This window comes from Mucilaginibacter puniceus, assembly GCF_054783175.1.
Genome location: NZ_BAAGRB010000002.1, coordinates 856,991 through 877,000, shown reverse-complemented (window position 1 = coordinate 877,000; position 20,010 = coordinate 856,991). Strand labels below are relative to the sequence as shown.

Below are 20,010 nucleotides of genomic sequence, written 5' to 3'. Positions count from 1 at the left end.
AGTTTAATTAGCAATGCAAAGCAGGTTGCCACTTTCAATATTATCAGGAGCGGTTATTAGTTCGCAACCTACCATACTAATTTGGTAAAGCGAGTAATTAAGCGAATGTAAAAATTTATAACAATCAACCATACTTTGTCCCGTATCTCCCCAGTAATTACTATCATATTCAAAAATTATACGTGGTTGGTGTTTTTGCAAAGTTTGCTTTAATCCCTTTAAAACATGAAATTCAAAGCCTTCTACATCAATTTTTATTAATGCTACGTTAGTTAATAACTCTATTTCAGGCATATCGTCAGCAACCTTTACAATAACACGTTGCTTATCATTACCAGTTTCTTTTTTGCTTAAACTAAATGCTCCCTGGTTCCATTGGTGTTTATTAATGATTAGGTCAAGCTCATTTTGTTGGTCAGATAATGCAAAGGGAAACAAAGTGACATTGTTAGCCTTATTTAACGCCATATTTTTTTTGAACTTTTCCTGCAGGTAGTTAAGCGGCTCAAATGCAAAAACCTTTCCGGCGGCGCCAACGCACAATGACATGCGCAAACTTTGTAAACCTATGTTGCCCCCAATATCAATTGCAGTATCTCCCTCATTTAAGGATATTTTGATGAGTTTGCCAATCTCGTCCTCATAGGTTCCGGTACTTAAAATACTCCATTCAATATAATTATCGGCAGTAGTATAAATAGCTATATCTTCTTTATTTAACCAAACAATACCGTCTTTGAGGTTGGTTTTAAGTGTAATTGATGGCGTAAACCAATTGGCAAGTCGCTCCTTTCCGGGTAGGCTCCAGTTTCGGGTAAAGTTTAACTTAATTTGGTCTTTCCGCTTCATGTAATAGTGTATTTTCAATTGCCTTTGCTACATTCAAAAAGCTCCAGGGCTGAATTATAATAGAGGAGTAATTTCCGTACGCGGCTAAAGTATTTTTGGTCTTTGTTAACTGTTTTAAATGGATAATCAAATCACCCAGGTTTTCACTTTTAAATATAGCTCCATTTTTGTTATCCTGTACTAAATCAACAGCACATCCGCATTTATCTGATACCAGTATCGCTTTTCCGCAAGCCATGGCCTCGTTAACTGCCAACCCCCAGCTTTCGCCCGGACCTTTTGATGGCAAGCAAAACAAATCACACGCCTGGTATATTACCGGCATATAACTTTGGTTTTGAAAGTCAATAAAATGGATGTTTTGATATCCACTGGCCCTGGTTTTTAAAGTGCTTTCTAATTGGCCATTTCCCGTAAATATCAAATGGAGGTTGGTATCATTTACACTTAAAAAGGCATCTAATAGTAATTCCGGATTTTTTTTCTCTTCCAGTTTACCTGCAAAAAGAATAACCGTAGCTGTTGGTGGTATATGTAATTTTTGTTTCAGTTGTTCCACCTCTTCAGTTCTTGGCGATGAGAATCTTTCATTGTCAACTGCGTGTGGGGCAAAGCTCAATTGGGCATCTTTTAACCCATATTTTTTAAAATAGGCTTTATTGTTTATTCCATTGTAAAATGCATGGTCAATATGGCTATACACCCATTTCAAAAAAAAGCTTTTTAAAACGGACTTTAATGAATGTTTTTCATCCAGCAGGGTAGAGTCGCCTCTAAAATATACCGGTACTTTATTTTTAAAATATCGTATAACCTTTAAATGACTATGATAGGCCCAGCCAATAACCAACACCGCATTGGGGTTATAGCTTTTAACCTCCTTAATTAGCCTTGGAGTGATGATGCCATTAAAATGATGCGAACCCGGATTGCGTGCCTTGTTTTCTGCCCAATCAAACGGATAAGCATCTAATAAAGGGATATCCCAGGCTATATGCTTATCAAAACCAGGGTCGTATTTGTTTTGGGCACTTTTCCCCCAGGTATAAAAAACCTTGATCTCAATTTTTTGGCGCTCATGCAACAGCTTAAATATGGGGGCATAATATTGAATAGGATGGGTGGTAATAATAGCCAGTTTTAACATACCTAAATAATTTCGCCCATTAATTTTATGCCGGGTGCATTTTTTAAACGATCATTAATAAAATCTATATCGCGGCAATATATGGTATTGTAATTACCGTGAACAGCCAGTAAAGTTAATGAACGGGTAAACGGATCATAGCTGTATGGCTCAAAATTATTCTCTATTAATAACTGATGAATAGCCTGCTCATCAAATCCATACCTTTCGCCGCTACCGTTTAATTCAATGATTATAGCTTTAAGTGACGGGGATTTTAATGTTGTTGCCATGCCCTTTAACACTTCTGTTTCATATCCCTCTACATCTATTTTTATTAACGATGGTGTACCATCTGTCAATAAAGAATCAATAGTTATTATTGGGATAATGCTGATGTTATCAGCTATTTCATCATCTGCTAACACATGATTTGTAGTATCCTCGGCTGATGAAAATGCGAGGGCTCCAATAATTGCGCCCGCGCCGCTGTTTAACAACTTTACACTGTGTTGCAGGTTATTTAAAGTGATGTTTTGCTGTAGTATATTAAAAGCTGTTTTTACAGGTTCAATAGCTATACTTTTAGCTTTGCAAGCACCCGATGCCAGCAGCGTATAGGAGCCTACATTAGCTCCGACATCAAAAAAGATATCCTCCGGACGTAAAAAATGAATTAAGAAACCCATGTCGCCAAATTCATGTAACCCCGTATAAATATTACCGGTAATACCTGTCAAACCTTTTTTTGCATAAAATTTTACCTGCCCAACAAATGGCTTGATAATTAACTTTGACGGCGATAACGAACTTTGTAACTGCCAAACTATAAAGCGAAACAAACTTTTTAACGGGTGCCTTTTGCCTAAAGGGTGCGAAAGGATAAAACCGAATGTCCGCTTAATTTTATTCATTAATTACTCTATTAAATAGGTTGCATTGCTGTAACGTCATATTTTGAGCATCATATTTTTTTACCGCATCGGGATGGTAAGCTATAGTATTCTTGCCACCATCAACAACCTCTTTTAAATAGGTATCTATTTTCGATCCAAGATCCTCTGTTTTATCATAGCTGTAGCTGTGCGCAACACCATACTCCTGCAGAACATTTATTGCCGGGCTTAACGAGTTAAACAGGGTAAGCATGGGTTTATTGGTAAGCAGATAAGGATAAATTTTTGACGCGGTATACGCAGGATCATCCGAACCGGGAATAAACAATCCATCAGCTTTGAGCAAAGTTGACAGCGTATGGTAATAGCTTATCCTGTCGGTTATTTCCACAACGTTATTCTCCAAATTGTATTGTTTTGCCAGGGGAAGTATTGTTGGTATACCTTGCCCCTGGGCGGCATAACTTGTACCAATAAAATATATTTTCACCTGGTTATATACTGCTGGATGGTTTTTTATACCGGCAGCTAAAACTTCAAAAAGTGGTGTTATGGCCTTATGCATATCAGCCCCTCCGCGACCTATATATACTATATTTTTAAAGGCCGGGTTAAGCAACTGTATGAATTTGCTTTGGTTGTCCGTAGCAATTTTCATATCGGGCTCAAATGCGCCAAAGGTTATAGTAGCGGCGGGTATATTTTTTAGTGCAGGATATCTTTTTTTAAGATCATGTACATAGCTATCTGATACACTTATTAAGCCATCAACTTTTTTCATAGCGATTGACTCTAAAAATTTATTTAGCGGGTATGATAGCCAGTATTTATTGGGTTGCTGGTGCCTGGGTTTGTCTTTGTAGTAATCGGTATGCCAGGGGTCTTGTATATCAATCACGTATGGAACTTTAAATTTAGCTTTCCAATATGCTCCTAAAATGCAAACCGGGAATTGTGTGGTTGAAAAATATACCAGGTCAAAGCTGCCAGTTTTTAATAATTCATTTACCTTTTTGCGGTAATACCATAATGATCTTAGCGCTATACTACCTAAACCTACTTTTGCTGTCCAGCTTTTATTAAGCGCTTCAACTTTGTGTATTTTTATGGTTGAGGGTACACTTTGCATTAAAAGCTCATCTTTTGCCAGATCTGAATATCTTTCATCAACGGTTACTATTTCAACTTCCCAGCCATAATCATTAAAATAAGGCAGGCTCATCCTCACGCGTTGCATATCCGCCCCGTTTGACGGCGGAAAGTACGGCGAAATGATCAGGGCTTTTTTTTTCAATTATTTAAGGTTTTGTTGACGATATTTAAGAAAACCCGGCTTTCGTTTTCCCAGTTATATTTTTCCTGTCCCAGTTTTAATGCGGCTTGACGTTTATGAATAAGCATTTCCCTATTTGCTTCGTATTCGGATAAAATACTGATCAATGAATCAATATTGTTGTTTTCGTAAACGCTGCCTATGCCGGGGTTTTGTTCAACAAGTTGTTTTTGTGAGGGGATGTCGCTGGATAAAATAGCTAACCCTGCTTGTAAATAAGTAAATATTTTATTGCTTAAAGCCATGGTATTATTTAAGCTAAAGCCGGTTTCGCAAGCCAGGCCAATATCAAATTGGCTTATAAATTCAACCAGTTTATCAGGGGCTATTGGCGGATGAAAAAATAGCGACTTAGCTGTGTTTTGAGCTAAATCAACAAATTCGGTTTTTATGGTGTCGCTGGCGTTGCCTAGCAAGTGTAATTCAAAGCTTTTATTTAATAATTGTAAAGCCTTAATAATATTTTCTATGCCGCGTTTTTTGCCAACAGTTTGCGAAAACCAAATTAATTTTACCGGGCCTTTTTTGTTAGTGCTTTTTACATCAACATCGGTGCTTTTAGGGAAAACGTTAAGTATGGTAGCAATATTGGTATTAGGGTATAGTAGTTTATATTCAGAAGTAATTAACGGACTCGAAGCGGTTATATAATCTGTTTGAATTAAGTATTTATCCTCAATGTACTTTGTGAGTTTATAGTGGAGTGAATTTACATCATCACTAACCTCTTGCCGGTGAAAATCTTCGGCATCAAACCCGCATTTTGCTTTGTGTTTTTTGGCCGCTATTACTGCAGCGGGTAAGGCCCCAAGGTTATGCCCGATGTAGAGGTCGGCTTTATGGTTTTTAGCCTCCTGTATCAAAAAGTAAGTGCTACGCGTTGCCGCCGGTTCTGCTAAAAATTGGATGCCTGTTGATTTATAAAGTGATTTTGCAGCCTTATGTAAAATGCGGCTTAACAAAAAAATTGAAGGTTTTTGTACCGGGTCGCCACCCACCCGTATGGCTTTCCATTTTTTATCAGGTAATTGCTCCTCGTCAAATTTTGTTCCCCAATCATTCCAGTAAGCATACAATACAGTTACCTCATAATTTGCATTGGCTAATGCATCAGCTTCTTTTACCAAACGTGGGTTTAGTGAAGGTTGACCCGAAGTAATAAGCAGGATTTTATGAGGCATTATATTTAAATACTTAAATAATCGTTTGCAATCTTAGCTACATTAAATCTTTTCTCAGCTTGTTCCCTGCACTTTAAGCGATCAATTTTTTCAATATTATTTATAGCGTTAATCATCCCATCAATATCAGTAACTATGTTGCCGGTAATACCTTCGTCGACAACCTCCGGCACTGCGCCTCTTTTAAAACCAATAACGGGTGTGCCACAGGCCATTGCCTCAACCATCACAATACCAAAGGGCTCTTCCCACTCAATTGGGAATAATAGCGCTTTTGATTGGCGTAAATAACGATTTTTTTCTTCGTCATTTAATGCCCCCAAATACACTATTTGCTCATTATCAAATAAGGGTTCTATCTCATTTTTATAATATTGATAATTATCGTCTGTTGTGGGAATGTTACCGCCAATTATGAGTTTATTGTTTGTTTTTAAAACTGCAGCAATGGCAGTGTGTAACCCTTTTATCTTATCTAATCTCCCTAAAAACATAAAAGGCGAATTACTATCTACATCGTTGTTAAAATCATATTTACTAAAGTCAACACAGTTATAAACTGTTCGCCATTCGCCGGCTACATTACCTGAAGCCGCGCAATTATCACTACAGGCGGTAAATGTTAAATTTTTATTAGGGAGGGCATTGGTGAAACGTATCCCGTCTGCAGAAATGAGCCTTTGGTAACTCATTATTTTTTTTGAAGGGTGGTTCAAAACCGGAAGCAGGTAAAGTAACCTTCCAAAATTGTGGATCATATCAAATTGGTTTTTATACCTTTTTAAATATTTCCAAACAGATAATATATTTTGATACCATTCAAGTTCTGAAGGTTTGTTATTGGTTTTGCCAAAAATAACCGTTGTTCCGTCGCAGTATGATCCGGGGCCGGCCAGTAAAGTAACCCGATGCCCATTTTTAATATACTCATTGGCCAGCATATAAACTATACGCTCAATACCACCATAAAATTGCGGCGGTACCGCAATACCCGGATCCATTATTAATAATATTTTTAAAGAGCTGGATAAAGCTGTTTTAGGCTGATATAATTTAAAATAGTCATTAGCTATTTTTTCTGCACTGTACTCTCTTTCGGCTTTGGCCCGGCAGGCAGCCCGGCTTAGCTTATCTATTTTTAGTACCTGCCCGGCCATTTCTTTTACTGTTGAACTGATGTAACCGGTTACGCCATGATCTATACCCTCGGGTATACCGCCCAGGTTAAAACCCAGCACAGGCGTGCCACAGGCATATGATTCAGGTATAATAACCGGGAAAGGTTCAACCCATTCTACAGGGGTAAGTAAAGCGCTTGCGCCACGGTAAAGCTCATTTCTTTGCGCATTGTTAACTTCACCTATCCATTTTATTTGTTTACCATCAATGTATGGCTTTATCTCTTTTTCATAATACCGCTTTTCATGCTGGATATGCGATATAAAGCCTGCTATTATTAATTGTTTATTAGTTAGTTTGGCTACTTTAATAGCGTTATGTAAACCTTTAACACGCTCAAATCTTCCAACAAAACATAAATAGCTATCGGCTGGGGTGTCTGCTTTATAAGTAAACTGATCTATAGGGGCGCAATTATATACGGTTTCCCAACGGCTTTTAGCGGTTTCGCCCGTTTTTTTAATAGCGTTAGATACAGCGGTATAAATTAAGTTAACTGGGCTTAACAAATCAGCATTTATAATATTTGAGCGGCTTACTTCGCGTAAGTAAGATTGTACTTTAGGTATCTTATTCCAAAAAAACGGAACCAAAAAAGCCAGGCGGCCAAAATTATGGATCACATCGTGATTTGGGATCTCCGTTTTTAGGATATTATAAACCAGCCAAAGGTTTTTAAAGTTTAAATTTGGATTTAGTGGCCCGTTTTTTCCGTAGGTTATTAAACGGTCGGGCGATTTTGAATTTGGTCCTGCTACTATAGTTACCCGGTGGCCGTTCTTTACATATTCATTAGCCAAGTCATATACAATACGTTCAATACCACCATAATTTTCAGGCGGAATTGGTATAAACGGGTCCATTAGTAGAAGTATTCTCATTGGCTGTTATTAAAGTTCTTTGTCAACTTTTAGGTATATATCAACATATTTTTGCGCGCATATCTCCAATGTTAAATTTTCCAGTATATAATCCCGGGGCTTAAAACTATCTCTATTGATCAAAAAGCCGGTTAAGTTGGTTTTAAATTGGCTAATATCGGTAAACTTCATACCACAACGGTTGTCCCAATATGGCACAGAACTTACGGGTTGGTATTTTACCTTTTCGGGGTAATAATATGGGTCCTGCCAGTAACCGCCCCTATCCCAGGCAAAAATAGGAGTATTGGTAGACAGTATTTGCTGATAGGCTATACCCTGTGTTTCATGCTCGCACAAAAAAATCACTGCTTTTGATTGGCTTAGCTTATCTTTTAAGTCACTTGGTTTATATTGTCCGTACCTGATGGTGTGGTAAGTTATGCCGCCGGTGTTAAGTGTTTCAATAATTGGGTTAATCAACTCGTCCTCGTGCTTTTCATGTTCCCATCGTACCTTATCATATATCAAAAAATCAAATGGTTTATCATCATCTGCAGGCTGCCAATTATCGGTATCAATACCAACGGGCCACGCTAAAACTTTATTACCATAGTAAGGTTCAAACATATCCCTCATCCATTCCCCTGGCACCAATAGGCATTTTAAATTAGGGTAGCGTTCAAAAATGTCAGGGCATTCTATCGGGTGCGAGTAAATGCCTGCACCCAAAATAATAGGATTTGCCCATTTTTTATCAAACAGCAAATGGGGTTTGCCAATTATACAAGCTATTTCACCGGGATGGTTTTTAATATACTTATAGTCATTAAACCTATAGGGGATGCCTAACTTATCTAAACCGCGCATCAGGTAAATTGCCACCATCATTACTCCGCCCGGTTTTTGTTTCCCCCTTATTATACGTCGTATTATTCTGCGTGGATAACGATCATATTTGAACCAGCGGTCCGGATCGGGTTCGGCATAAAATATATTTAAGGGCTTCGCTATCATCTTACTATGGCCTGCAATTTTTTAGCGGTTTTCCAGCCAAATGTTTTTTTAATAAATTCTATAAGGTTTCCGCCCATAACCGGGACATAATCAGTACCTCCCGAATCTTTCACAATTTGAAGTAAATCAGACGTAATGGTATTGTTAATCAGGTAACTTTCAATAGCCAAACTTATAGCGCTATTAGCTATTGCTTTTTTTGTTGTAATGCTATTTGAAGCGTTTAATAAGTATTGTCTTTTTAATAAAAGCGATCTGTATTTCCCTTCAATTGCCGCTTTTGTTTTCATTGACGCCAAATTGTTGTTTGCATGGTATTTGCGGTAATAATTAAAGCAATCTTTGGCGTATACTATGCCGTTGCAGGCTAACACTACCCTGCAAAAAAACTCGCCATCGTCATCGGGAGAATAAAACTCAGACCATTTTCCGGCTTTATGTATTATATCTGCAGGAACCAACCATGTATTGGTTTGAATCATGGATGCGCGGTTATTATTGCCGCCGTAAAGGTTTATTAAAAATTCAACAGGATCATTAGTTTCATATAAAAATGAATCTTCGTAAGCAGAAGGGGTTAGCGTATATGGATTTTCTTTTTCAAAAAAATGCACCGTACTGCAAACAGCTATTTTACCCGGGTTGGGTATTAATAATTTTAACTGACTTTCAATTTTATTAGCGCTTAAAAGATCATCGGCATCTAAAAACTGAATATACTCTCCCTTTGCTTCTGCAAGGCCTTTGTTTCTTGTCGCGCCCGAACCTTTATTTTTTTGAGTAAAAAGACTTACCGCTGGGTGGCTTTCGTACTGTTTGGCAATGGTTAAAGAATTATCTGTCGATCCATCATCAACAATTATAATTTCTTTATTGCTCCATGTTTGATCAATAGCACATTGTATAGTTGCATTAAGGTATTTAGCTGCATTGTATACGGGAATAATTATTGAAACTAATGGATCACTCATTTATTTTGTTAAGCAATATTTTTAATTTTTCAATATCAATATTAATATCCGCGCCCTTGTTTTCGGTTGTTATGGCTTCCTGGTTCTCTCCAATTATATAACCATACCTTAAATTTAAGTTTTCTGCTAATATCCAATAGCAGGGATTTATCCATTCGGGTGCAAACATATCTATAACCCGTGTCCCGGGCTTACAAAAAGCAATATTTGTAAACCCTGCACCATGAGGCCCTATAATAAAATCAGCACCTGCAAAAAGCTTAGCCTGTTGTTTTACTGTGAGTTTTTCGGGATGCACTATCTCAAAATTTAAAGGCTCCAATATTTTTAATATTTCCGTTTCGTTAATGATGGTCCTGCCCGATAGCCGTTGTATGTAAATTTTTTTAAGGCTACTACCAGTAGCAATTTCTTTAGCAAAAAGCGATCTTAAGTATAAGCAAGCTTCTTTACCCGGCACGTCATTCGGCGAAACTAATGAGGGTATTACCAACTCATCAGCCCTGATATGGAAATTCCAATGGTTATTTGACCTGACTATTTTTGCGAGTGGTATCCCCGCAATTGCCAGTGTTTCTGTTTGAAACGGTATATCTGTGTAATCAATTATAAATTGATCAATACTATCAAATACTCCGCTTTGCTTCAATAAGTTTATACGTGGTAAAACGTCAAACATCCAATGATAATAAACGTTGCTGCCCGATGCAGATAGGATTGCGGTAGTTTTATGGATGTTTGTTATAGGTTTAAGTTTAATTTGTTTAAATATGGAGTGTTGCTTATTATCAAACTCTCTTGAAACATCTTTAAACAAATAATTATTGTTTGTTATTACAGCACCCTGGTTCCCCCAAACTCTCCAGTTTTTTGCCTGTATTACAAAGTTATGGAACGGAGCTGCTAATAAAGCCTTATTAAATTTATGGTCAATTAACCCATTCCAGGTTACAGGTTTTGCTCGTTTAATTTCCGCGCTATATGATGAATATAAAGTGTCTATACCAGAAGGTAATTCACCATAATTTACAGCCCTTTCAGGCACTTGAGACCAGGTATAGTAATAGCCCGATTTTTTAAAAAATCGTATAAATAGTTCTTTAAAAAATGATTTGATACTCAATTAAGGCAAAAGCTTGTAAAATAATCTTTTCAATATTTGTGTAACCCTATTACCAATATATTTTTTTTTGAAGTACATAAAAAGCTCTTCAATGCGATCATATTGGTGTATAATCGGGTAGACGTGGCCCTCTGTGTTGGTTAACAATCCGGCTTGGTTAAGGTTGTAGGTGTTGCATGCCCCCAGCGTTAAAACCATAGGTGTGTTGTTTGGTATTAGCTTGAGATTTTCAGGCTTATCATGATAGGCATAAAAGTTATGTATGCCTTGATCAAGCCCCCAATCAGGTTTCTCTCTAAACTTCAGGTTGTTTTTTATAAACTCCAGGTACTTTATCATATGGGATGTGCCACCAATAACTACACCTGCACAACTAACCACTTCATTTAATACGGAGTTTGCAAATTCTTTTCCCCCAGCTTGGGAAAGCCAATTGAAATTTAATTCAGAATTTTTAAAAGTTTGCGACTGGTCTTCCAAAAACAAATATATCTTTTCATCAAGGCCATTAAACGGAAGTTTTTGAAATATCACATCTCTAATATCTGTCAGCATTATGTTTTTATAATTTGCCTGGGTTTCTTTTAAAAAATGAAGGAATAAAATAAAACGATAATTATTGATGGTGATAGCCGGGTCAATATCTTCAAAACTTTTAGCATAGTTTTTTATAAAAGGATAAACCGAGCTAAATTCAATTAGTATTGCGCCTTGCTGTATAAGTTTTTTTTTGGTTGTTTTAGATATATTGTTTGATGTAAAGATGACAAGGTCATCGGTATAACCTGTGTTGTTTAATGAATTTATAAAAGGCTCAACAAACGGATAATCATACCCATGCATTATAGTAAGGATCAAATTTTTTTGTTTCATATTGATCTGAACAGCCGGGCGGTTTTATCAGCCACTATATCCCAGCTTAATTCATTAACAGCCTTATTTCGGGCATTTGTAGCCATTAATTTTCTTTTTTCAACGTTTTTTTGAAGTTCAAGTAAGGCATCGCATAAATCATCAGCATTGCCTTTACGCCCAAGTATGGAGATAGAACTATCTAAATAGGTTTTTATCGACGGAAGGTCTGTTGATACTATTGGCAAACCGCAAGCTATGGCTTCTAAAATGGCGTTATTAGCAGTACAATCCAGTAAAGGTACCAGGCAGCAGTCTGCTTCCTGGTATAAAGTTAATAAGTCATGGTCCGAAACATTTGAATACCAATTAACATTGGGTAATTGCATAATATCAATTAGGTATGGCTCAATAACCAGTGCTTTATCAAAATATACAATATCAAACTCAAAGGCAATGGATGATGAAGATAGGTTTTTGATTACCCGGGCCAGGGTTTCCATATCCCGCAAATATCGGCCGGAAAATATTACTTTAAATATATCGGCACTTTTTTGTTTATCATCCGGCGATGGTTTGTAAAAAAACGTATCTACACCATGAGGTATACATACAGCCTTGTTTGGAATAAAAGAATTAAAATAATCTCTATCATGTTCTGATAAAGCGATAACCGTGTGGGCGCTATTATATCTTTTAAATAGTTCTTTATGGCTATCCCACCAGGTTGTTGGCTGGTGATTGGTTACTACAACAGGTTTGGTGATTTTTTTTGCAATACTTCCTATAGCATAATAGGGCTCGCCATAACTGTAATGAATAAGGTTATACCGTTTTTGAGCTGATTTGTATAATAGCTTTAGTTCACTTTCTACAGATTGCGCATTATAAAATGATGATTTGCTAATAAGTTTGGACGAAGTAGAAAGCAAACGGCCTATGCCGCGTGGGTACATTTTTTTGAAGTTGCAAAACACATTGTCAACCTGTATATCACCGGGTAAATAACGGTACAATACATCATAACCACTGTACTGGCTCATGTGATCAAATTTTTCACGTAAGGCTAATATTTGGGTCATTTATTTTTGAGCTATTATTACAATTTCGTTTGTAATATTAAATGGTTTGATCAACCGGTGATAAATACGTTTACGCATGCTAATACTTTTAAAAAGCATTAAACTTTTTTCGAGCATTAAAAACAAACTGGCATTTAAAGACGATAATACCTGCATGTTTTTATCCAGGCTCACGGGAATATCAATTTTATTAAACCCAGCTGATTTTAGTAAGGAATACACTTCATGGTATTTATATTCTTTTAAGTGCATACCCTCTGCCTGGGTTTTTCCAAAAACCAGTGAAACGTCGCCGGGGCCCAGGTAATAATGGGGGGTGTAAAATATATACTTACCGCCGGGTTTTAATATTTCAAATACGTTTTTAAAATGTAAGTCAATATCATCCGGATGTAAGTGTTCAATTACCTGGTCTGAAATTACGATATCATAACTTTCCATAGCTTCATAATTAACCAGGTTAACACCATCGGTACTGTGCCATACTAAGTTTGGCTGGGCATGCTTATCAGGTCTGCCTTCCGATATTTCAGTACCGGTACAAATAGCCCCTTTTGTTGCCAAAAAGCTAATTAAACTACCATTGCCCGAACCTACCTCATAAATTCTTTTTCCTTTTATTTCTTTTAAAAGCGGTAGCCATCTCCTGGCATAAACTTTTTCGGATGCTGCATGATTCACATTACTGCCCGACTTCGCCAGCCACGGTAACTCATTATATAAAGTATTGTAGGCGTTATAAAATGTAGCTTGCCTGTTTTGGGGAGTCGATTCGAGTAACTGTTTGGTTAATAATTTTTCTAGTTCCCAATGCTTTTGTATCATAGCAAAGGTTACCTCATCAGCATTTAAATTATAGTTGTTAGCATAACGTATAATTAATTCGTCGTTACTAAATTCCGACATAAAAAAACAACTTCTTTAAGTATAATAATCTACTCCTGTTAAAAATTACCGAAAGCGTTTTAGCTGTTTGATATTTTTCAATTAAAGTTAGTTTACCGTATATATACCTCAAGGTTTCAAAAAACCAAATTTCCAAATCGTTAAGAATATTGTCGCCAAATTTATTTTTCACCCATAAACAATAGGCTAATAATGCTTCTGTTTTTTGTTTTTGTAAACCACTTTTTGAGCTTATGTTGATAGCGCTTGACCTCCAATAAACTTTTGATCCGGGTATGGTATATATAGGTTTATTGTTGGTAAACGTTATCCATGAGGCATCATCTGAGCAAAATGCCAAAGGGAAGTTTACAAAGCCGTTGTTTTTTTCAAATACTTCCTTTTTAAATATGTATTCAACCGCAGCGCTTAATGATTTGGAATGCAACCTTCGCAATAAAAAATCATATCCTGTTTCTAACCGGGGATGTGTGTCTTTAACCAAAATTACTTTACCTGAGTTATTTATCATTTCAATATTAAAGCGGTAAATATCATGTTGTGATCCGGTTTTGTTAAGTGCATCATAAAACGCCTGCACACAACCTTCGCTCATCACATCATCGTCTGAAAATAACCATATCCATTCTTCATCGGCCAGTTTTACACTACGGTTCCAATGCGCAACCAAATCGGTTTTACCCAAATTGGTATCAAAACGAACATATTCCAACTCAATTTTTGATTTAAACTGATCAATTAAAGGTTTAACATTTTCTGTGCTTCCATCGTCAGCAACATATACCTTGAAATTTTTATTGGTTTGGTTGGCTATTGAATTTAACGCAACCTCAAAAAAGGTTAACTTATAAAATGGAATAACGATGGCCAATTTATGCATTATATGAGTCAGGGTAGGCTACAATAGCATATTGTAAAAAGGTAATATCAGTAAGCCATTTTTTTAAAAACCAGCTCAAAAACTTCATTTTTTTACCTTGTACAGGGTATTGGTTTATACCTTCAATTGATTTGATGGTATACCCATTTTCATTAAAAAGCCTGATCATGCTTTTTTTAGTAAAAAATCTAAGATGAGTTTTATCCATTATGCCAGAATCCTGGTATTTAAAATCCTGTTCAAATAGCAGCTCATTTATAACGGTATAAAAGCGCATATTAGGTAATGAGGCAACTATTACACCGCCGGGGTTTAATAATTGATGGCACTTACGCAGTGCCCAATCAGGGTCGGGTACATGCTCCAGTACATCGTTAAAAAAAATCACGTCAAATTTTCTATCTAACTTTTTTAATGATTCATCATCAAAAACATCGTTTATTATCTTATCAAGTACACCTTCGGCTATAGCTGCCGATTTTTTATCCGGCTCAATGCCCCATACTTCTGCGTTAAACCTGGTTTTTAATATCCGGCCAAAGTTTCCTGCGCCGCAACCAATATCCAAAGCGCTGGTAATATGGGGTGGTACAAATTCCAATAGTTCCTTGCGCTCGTTTACGTAATACGATTGATTTTTATCCTGGTAAAGTTCGTTGTAACTCATGATGATTATTTTATTTCAAAATCATAATCAATGTCACACATCCCGCGTACATGCAATGGGTATGCAATGTTATTATTTAACAACTCTTTCTGGATTACTTCAAACTGAAGGAGATCAAAAAAGTCTTCATATAACAAGTTTGATTGGATGTGCAGGCCCAACTTATATTTACCCGGTAATAATGGTAATGATTTAAGGGTCCCAGTAATTTCAATATGTGTTTGTATATCTGAATTTGCAGTAAGTGTATTACTACGCAGGTCAAAAAACGCTACTTTTTGTTCAAATTGATTGTAAATAAATAAAGCCACAGCGTTTGTATGATTTATTTCCCTGCTATTTATTTTTAAAGTAAAATTCAGGTCATCATGTGTTGTTATTTGGGGTTTATCAATTTCAAACAATTCGACAGATACCAGGGGGTTAAGTTGACGATGTGAAATCCTTTGTAGCATGGTTTCGTTTTTGTTGATCTCCATGTACCGTGAAATAGCGTTATGGATGTCTCCGTTAAAATCTAACAAACCATTTTTTAATATTATTCCTGTATTACAAAGCGATCGTATAGAATCCATATTGTGGCTAACAAACAATACGGTTCTGCCTTCTCCCTTACTTATTTCGCCCATTTTACCCAGACATTTTTTTTGAAATTCTGCGTCGCCTACTGCCAAAACCTCATCAATGATCAATATCTCTGATTCAAGGTGGGCAGCCACTGCAAATGCCAACCTAACGTACATGCCTGACGAGTAGCGTTTAACCGGTGTATCAATGTATCTTTCAACGCCGGCAAAATCTACTATTTCATCAAACTTGCTTTTTATTTCGGCCTTGCGCATACCTAATATGGCTCCGTTTAAATAAATGTTTTCCCGGCCACTTAATTCCGGGTGAAAACCGGTTCCTACTTCCAATAAACTGGCAATGCGCCCTTTAACTTTAACAGAGCCGGTAGTAGGGGAGGTTACACGGCTTAAAATTTTTAACAATGTACTTTTACCCGCGCCATTGCTTCCAATAATACCTACTGCATCTCCTTGTTCAATTTCAAAATTGATGTCTTTTAAACTCCATACTATATCGCTTTCGCCTTTGGTAACCCGGTTATTTACCTCACCTATCTTTAAAAAAGGATCTTCTTTGCCCCACATGCGTGCCCACATACGTTCCAGATCGCGCGATATGGTACCCGTGCCGTAGTTGCCCAGTTGATAGGCTTTTGAAAGATTTTCTGCTTTAATAACTTTAGCCATTATACCGTATCTACAAAAGATTTTTCAACTTTATTAAAAACTACCGCGCCAACTAAAAGAGTAACTGCAGTTATTATAAAACTATAACCAATTAAAAGCCAGCTAAACTCACCTTTACCTAAAAAACCATACCTAAAAGTTTCAATTACAGCGGTTATTGGGTTAAATTTAATGAGCCAGCTGTATGCCGGGTATTTTAATTCGGCTATAGATAGGGGGTAAATAACAGGTGCCGCATACATTAGCAGCGGCACACCGAAACTAACCACAAAGGCAAGGTCGCGGTATTTGGTGGTGATAGAGGATATGATCATGCCTATTCCCAGGCCTTGCGCGGCAACCAAAATTATAAGTACAGGGAAAAGTAGCAACGCGGCATTAGGTACTATTACCGATCCTTTAAATGAATAATAGGCCAGCAATACCAAAAACAGTAAAAATTGCACACCAAACCTTATTAGGTTAGACAGTACAATACTTAAAGGCATTATCAACCTTGGAAAATAAACCTTACCCAGCATACTCGCGTTATCTTTAAATACGGTGGATGTTTTAACCAGGCAATCGGCAAAGTAATTCCATATAATAATGCCTGCTAAATAAAACAGCGGTTTCGGAACATCATCAGTTGGTATGCCCGCCAAATTACCAAATACAATGGTATACATTACAACCGTAAAAACAGGCTGTACAAAAAACCATATTGGCCCCAAAACGGTTTGCTTATAAAACGATATAAAATCGCGCTTTACCAGTAAAAATAATAAATCGCGGTATTGCCAAACATCCTTTAGCCCCAAGCCGAAAAGGTTGTTTTTAGGTGTAAGTTCTATATCCCAATATTCTTCAGTTGGCAAACTCATTAATTAGTAAGTCATTTAGGTGTTGTATATAATTATCCTCGTTAAAGTATTTTATGCACTGGCTTTGTAATTCTTTGCGTTTAGTTTCCGTAAGCGTTTTTTGTAATTCTTCGGTTAAAGCATTTTCCAGTTCTGCCAGGTTATTGGGGTTTATAGCTGTTCCTAATAGCCCATTTTTTATAGCGTCAACACTGCCATCAACATTGCCGCAAACAACCGGTAGGCCACAAGCCAATGCTTCAATAAATACAATACCAAAACCTTCATTACTGCTGGGTAGCACAAACAAATCGGTCATTAAAAAATGGTCTACTAATTCACTTTCCTTAACAAAGCCGGTTAACAAAACTTGTTGTTCAACATTATACGTTTTTATGAGCTTATTGATGCGATTTTTTTCGCCCTCATCATATTTACCCGCAATTATATATTTAATAGCCGGAAAAGTTTGCTTCAAGTTACCTATAATTTTTATTACCTGCTCATAGCCTTTATACTGTTCAGCTGCGTTAAGGCGTGTTAATGTGAATAACAGGGGGGTATTATCAGTTAAGTTATACCTTTCTATCAAATATTGGGGCTTATTAAAAGTAACAGGCAAATTCATGAACGGATCAAGCGCATTATTTAACACCTCACACTTGGCAGCATCAATATGGTGCTTTGCTACTACCTGTTGTTTAGTAAAATTACTTACGCAAATTACTTTATCACAATTTTTAAGCAACCAATTTTTAGTAGCAGATAACTCATCCCATACTTCAATACCATGGGCCACCACCCATATTTTACATTTGGGATTTATGGTTTTTATGGCCCTGCCAACAAGCGCCATGTTGATATGGCTTATAACCACTATATCAAATTTGGGGGCCTTTAAAAATGCCTTTAAAGTAAAAGTAATGCGGCTGGCAAAACCTTTAAACTTATTTGCCGGTAAGTATTGTGGCAACAAATCGGTGTTGGCGTCATAGGCGCTCCATAATTGAAAATTCCAATTGTTATGATTAGCTACCTGGTTTAAAGCGTGCGCCAAAGTGCGGGTCATTTTTTGAATGCCACCTGTGGTACTAAACGTTTGCAGCGTAAAAAGCATTATATTTTTACTCATGCTTATTTAACTGGTATAGCATAAAGGCTTTTGACCAATGTACTCCACCATTTTTAAATTGTGTTATAATGCTTTTTGCTGTTTTGTTATTATATAAGTTTTCGTTGCTGATATCGGCATGTTGTTTCATCCATTGCTGTAGCGGAAATGAAAATCCCATTTTTGGCCGGTTCCAAACCGTTTCTGGCAATAGTTCTTTAAAACTATCTATTAATAATTTTTTGGGCGGATGATTATCAAACCGTATTTGCGGCGAAATACTTTGTACTACTTTTATAAATTCTTCATCCAAAAACGGAACGCGCACTTCCAAACCATGGCTCATACTCATTACATCTGTATCGCGCAGTAGTTGGTTTTGCATATACATATTGGTTTCAAAGTCTGATGCCAATTGTTCGTCATAACTTTTTATAGAGGGATATGATCCATCGCTAAACAAAACTTCATCTACCTGGTTAATGTCTGCATCTAAAATTTTCGCAATATCATCCGGTATAAAAATTCCGCGCAGCAATAAATAATCTGCCAGATAGTGGTCATATTGCAGGTAGGATAACTTTTTGTATTTATCAGCTTTAAAATGCCTTGTAACTCCAAGCAATTGCTTCGGCAGCATTCTCAAATATTTAAGATTTTTGATCCGTTTAAACGACGGATATCCACCAAACAACTCGTCGGCTCCAATGCCCGATAGTACAGCCTTTAAACCATCCTCATGCGCATACTTACTGATAAACCACGAATTGATGCCATCTGTTGTTGGCATATCCATCGCATTTATAATTTGTGGCAGGTATGTATTAAAGTCGTGTTGTTTTACCAGGTGGGCAAATTTTTCGCCTTGTATTTGAGCAGCAACCGCATTTTGGTAACTGCTTTCATCATAAGCACTTTCATCAAAAAATATAGATACCGTTTTAAGGTTTTTATGCTGTTGGTTGGCCAACAGTGTAATAATGCTCGAATCAATACCTCCGCTTAAAAAAACACCTAAAGGAGCATCGGCCACTAATTGCCTGTTTACCGCAGTCTTTAATGCCTGGTGTATGTAGTCCCGCGCCTGGTCAGCACCATAAACCAGGTTGGTATTATGCGGTTGTAAGTAGGTGTTTATTGTACATATGCTATTCTTATTATCCCACTTTAAAAAATGGCCCTTTGGCAGACTGAATACGTTCTTTAATGTGGTATACGGTTCAGGGATGTGCCCATAAGCTAAGAAGCGTATGCGCCAATTTTCGTCAGCTTCAGTAGCAATGCCCGCTTGTTTTAAGGCTTTTATTTCTGATGCGAAGCTTAGCTGTTTGTTTTGAACATGATAGTATAGTGGTTTAATCCCGCTACTGTCCCTAACCAGGTAAGTAATGTTTTTTGTTGTATCAAATAAGGCAAAAGCAAACATGCCCTGTATTTTTTCAAATGATGCTGTTCCCCAATGTAAATAAGCCTGTATAATAACTTCGGTATCGCTGTGGGAATGAAATTGAGTACCAAGTTTTATCAATTCTTCTTTTAACTCGCGATAATTATAAATTTCGCCATTAAAAGTTATCCATGCTTTTTGATGAATATCAGCCATCGGTTGATGGCCATTGGAGGTCAGATCAATCAACGAAAGCCGGCGATGCCCAAATACCAGGCCCTTTTCGCTATCAGAAAATATGCCTTCATCATCAGGACCGCCATGCTGTAAGGTAGTACACATGGTATTTACCACTGCTTTTATTTGATCAAAGTCAGTTCCAGGTGAAATTATTCCTGCTATTCTACACATTGTTGGTGTTTGTACATGGCTTCGCCACGTAAGTCACATATTTTAGGTAACTTATTATTTATCAGCAACTTAATTTTTTGC

Annotated in this window: 18 protein-coding genes; all 18 read right to left on the bottom strand. The window is 36.9% G+C overall.

The window, feature by feature from the left end; genetic code table 11:
* Window positions 1–3 precede the first annotated feature (3 nt).
* From ACYVJ6_RS10855 to asnB, 18 genes are read right to left on the bottom strand one after another with little or no spacing between them, the layout of a single operon-like run.
* Entirely contained in the window at window positions 4–849 is an 846-nt protein-coding gene (locus ACYVJ6_RS10855; RefSeq protein ID WP_460694085.1) for an FkbM family methyltransferase, read from the bottom strand.
* Complete coding sequence (locus ACYVJ6_RS10850) at window positions 827–1,996, bottom strand: glycosyltransferase family 4 protein (protein WP_460694084.1); 1,170 nt, start codon at window positions 1,994–1,996, stop codon at window positions 827–829. The genes ACYVJ6_RS10855 and ACYVJ6_RS10850 overlap by 23 nt, the downstream gene beginning before the upstream one ends.
* Window positions 1,997–1,998: 2 nt before the next feature.
* A complete protein-coding gene (locus tag ACYVJ6_RS10845) occupies window positions 1,999–2,889 on the bottom strand; it encodes an FkbM family methyltransferase (RefSeq protein WP_460694083.1) in 891 nt (296 codons plus the stop codon).
* Window positions 2,882–4,165, bottom strand: coding sequence for a glycosyltransferase (locus ACYVJ6_RS10840; RefSeq protein WP_460694082.1), 1,284 nt, complete (start codon window positions 4,163–4,165; stop codon window positions 2,882–2,884). Before ACYVJ6_RS10840 ends, ACYVJ6_RS10845 begins: the two co-directional genes overlap by 8 nt.
* A complete protein-coding gene (locus tag ACYVJ6_RS10835; protein ID WP_460694081.1) occupies window positions 4,162–5,385 on the bottom strand; it encodes a glycosyltransferase in 1,224 nt (407 codons plus the stop codon). Before ACYVJ6_RS10835 ends, ACYVJ6_RS10840 begins: the two co-directional genes overlap by 4 nt.
* 5 nt (window positions 5,386–5,390) lie before the next feature.
* Window positions 5,391–7,445 (bottom strand): glycosyltransferase, encoded by a 2,055-nt coding sequence (locus ACYVJ6_RS10830; RefSeq protein ID WP_460694080.1) that lies wholly within the window; start codon window positions 7,443–7,445, stop codon window positions 5,391–5,393.
* Between the two features lie 9 nt (window positions 7,446–7,454).
* Window positions 7,455–8,441, bottom strand: coding sequence for a glycosyltransferase (locus ACYVJ6_RS10825; RefSeq protein WP_460694079.1), 987 nt, complete (start codon window positions 8,439–8,441; stop codon window positions 7,455–7,457).
* Window positions 8,438–9,412: a glycosyltransferase family 2 protein gene (locus ACYVJ6_RS10820; RefSeq protein ID WP_460694078.1), complete on the bottom strand. Its 975-nt coding sequence runs from the start codon at window positions 9,410–9,412 to the stop codon at window positions 8,438–8,440. Before ACYVJ6_RS10820 ends, ACYVJ6_RS10825 begins: the two co-directional genes overlap by 4 nt.
* On the bottom strand, window positions 9,405–10,535 hold the full coding sequence (locus ACYVJ6_RS10815) for a glycosyltransferase family 61 protein (protein WP_460694077.1): 1,131 nt from the start codon (window positions 10,533–10,535) through the stop codon (window positions 9,405–9,407). The genes ACYVJ6_RS10820 and ACYVJ6_RS10815 overlap by 8 nt, the downstream gene beginning before the upstream one ends.
* Window positions 10,536–11,408, bottom strand: a complete 873-nt coding sequence (locus tag ACYVJ6_RS10810; RefSeq protein ID WP_460694076.1) for a hypothetical protein — start codon at window positions 11,406–11,408, stop codon at window positions 10,536–10,538.
* Complete coding sequence (locus tag ACYVJ6_RS10805) at window positions 11,405–12,469, bottom strand: glycosyltransferase family 4 protein (protein ID WP_460694075.1); 1,065 nt, start codon at window positions 12,467–12,469, stop codon at window positions 11,405–11,407. The genes ACYVJ6_RS10810 and ACYVJ6_RS10805 overlap by 4 nt, the downstream gene beginning before the upstream one ends.
* The gene (locus ACYVJ6_RS10800) at window positions 12,470–13,375 is read right to left on the bottom strand and encodes a class I SAM-dependent methyltransferase (RefSeq protein WP_460694074.1); all 906 of its coding nucleotides are present in this window, start codon (window positions 13,373–13,375) and stop codon (window positions 12,470–12,472) included.
* Complete coding sequence (locus ACYVJ6_RS10795) at window positions 13,362–14,255, bottom strand: glycosyltransferase (RefSeq protein WP_460694073.1); 894 nt, start codon at window positions 14,253–14,255, stop codon at window positions 13,362–13,364. The genes ACYVJ6_RS10800 and ACYVJ6_RS10795 overlap by 14 nt, the downstream gene beginning before the upstream one ends.
* Window positions 14,248–14,922, bottom strand: a complete 675-nt coding sequence (locus ACYVJ6_RS10790) for a class I SAM-dependent methyltransferase (protein ID WP_460694072.1) — start codon at window positions 14,920–14,922, stop codon at window positions 14,248–14,250. Before ACYVJ6_RS10790 ends, ACYVJ6_RS10795 begins: the two co-directional genes overlap by 8 nt.
* A gap of 5 nt (window positions 14,923–14,927) precedes the next feature.
* Complete coding sequence (locus ACYVJ6_RS10785; protein ID WP_460694071.1) at window positions 14,928–16,178, bottom strand: ABC transporter ATP-binding protein; 1,251 nt, start codon at window positions 16,176–16,178, stop codon at window positions 14,928–14,930.
* A complete protein-coding gene (locus tag ACYVJ6_RS10780) occupies window positions 16,178–17,041 on the bottom strand; it encodes an ABC transporter permease (protein WP_460694070.1) in 864 nt (287 codons plus the stop codon). Before ACYVJ6_RS10780 ends, ACYVJ6_RS10785 begins: the two co-directional genes overlap by 1 nt.
* Window positions 17,025–18,152 (bottom strand): glycosyltransferase family 4 protein, encoded by a 1,128-nt coding sequence (locus ACYVJ6_RS10775; protein WP_460694069.1) that lies wholly within the window; start codon window positions 18,150–18,152, stop codon window positions 17,025–17,027. Before ACYVJ6_RS10775 ends, ACYVJ6_RS10780 begins: the two co-directional genes overlap by 17 nt.
* A complete protein-coding gene (gene asnB / locus ACYVJ6_RS10770; RefSeq protein WP_460694068.1) occupies window positions 18,145–19,929 on the bottom strand; it encodes an asparagine synthase (glutamine-hydrolyzing) in 1,785 nt (594 codons plus the stop codon). Before asnB ends, ACYVJ6_RS10775 begins: the two co-directional genes overlap by 8 nt.
* Between the last annotated feature and the right edge of the window lie 81 nt (window positions 19,930–20,010).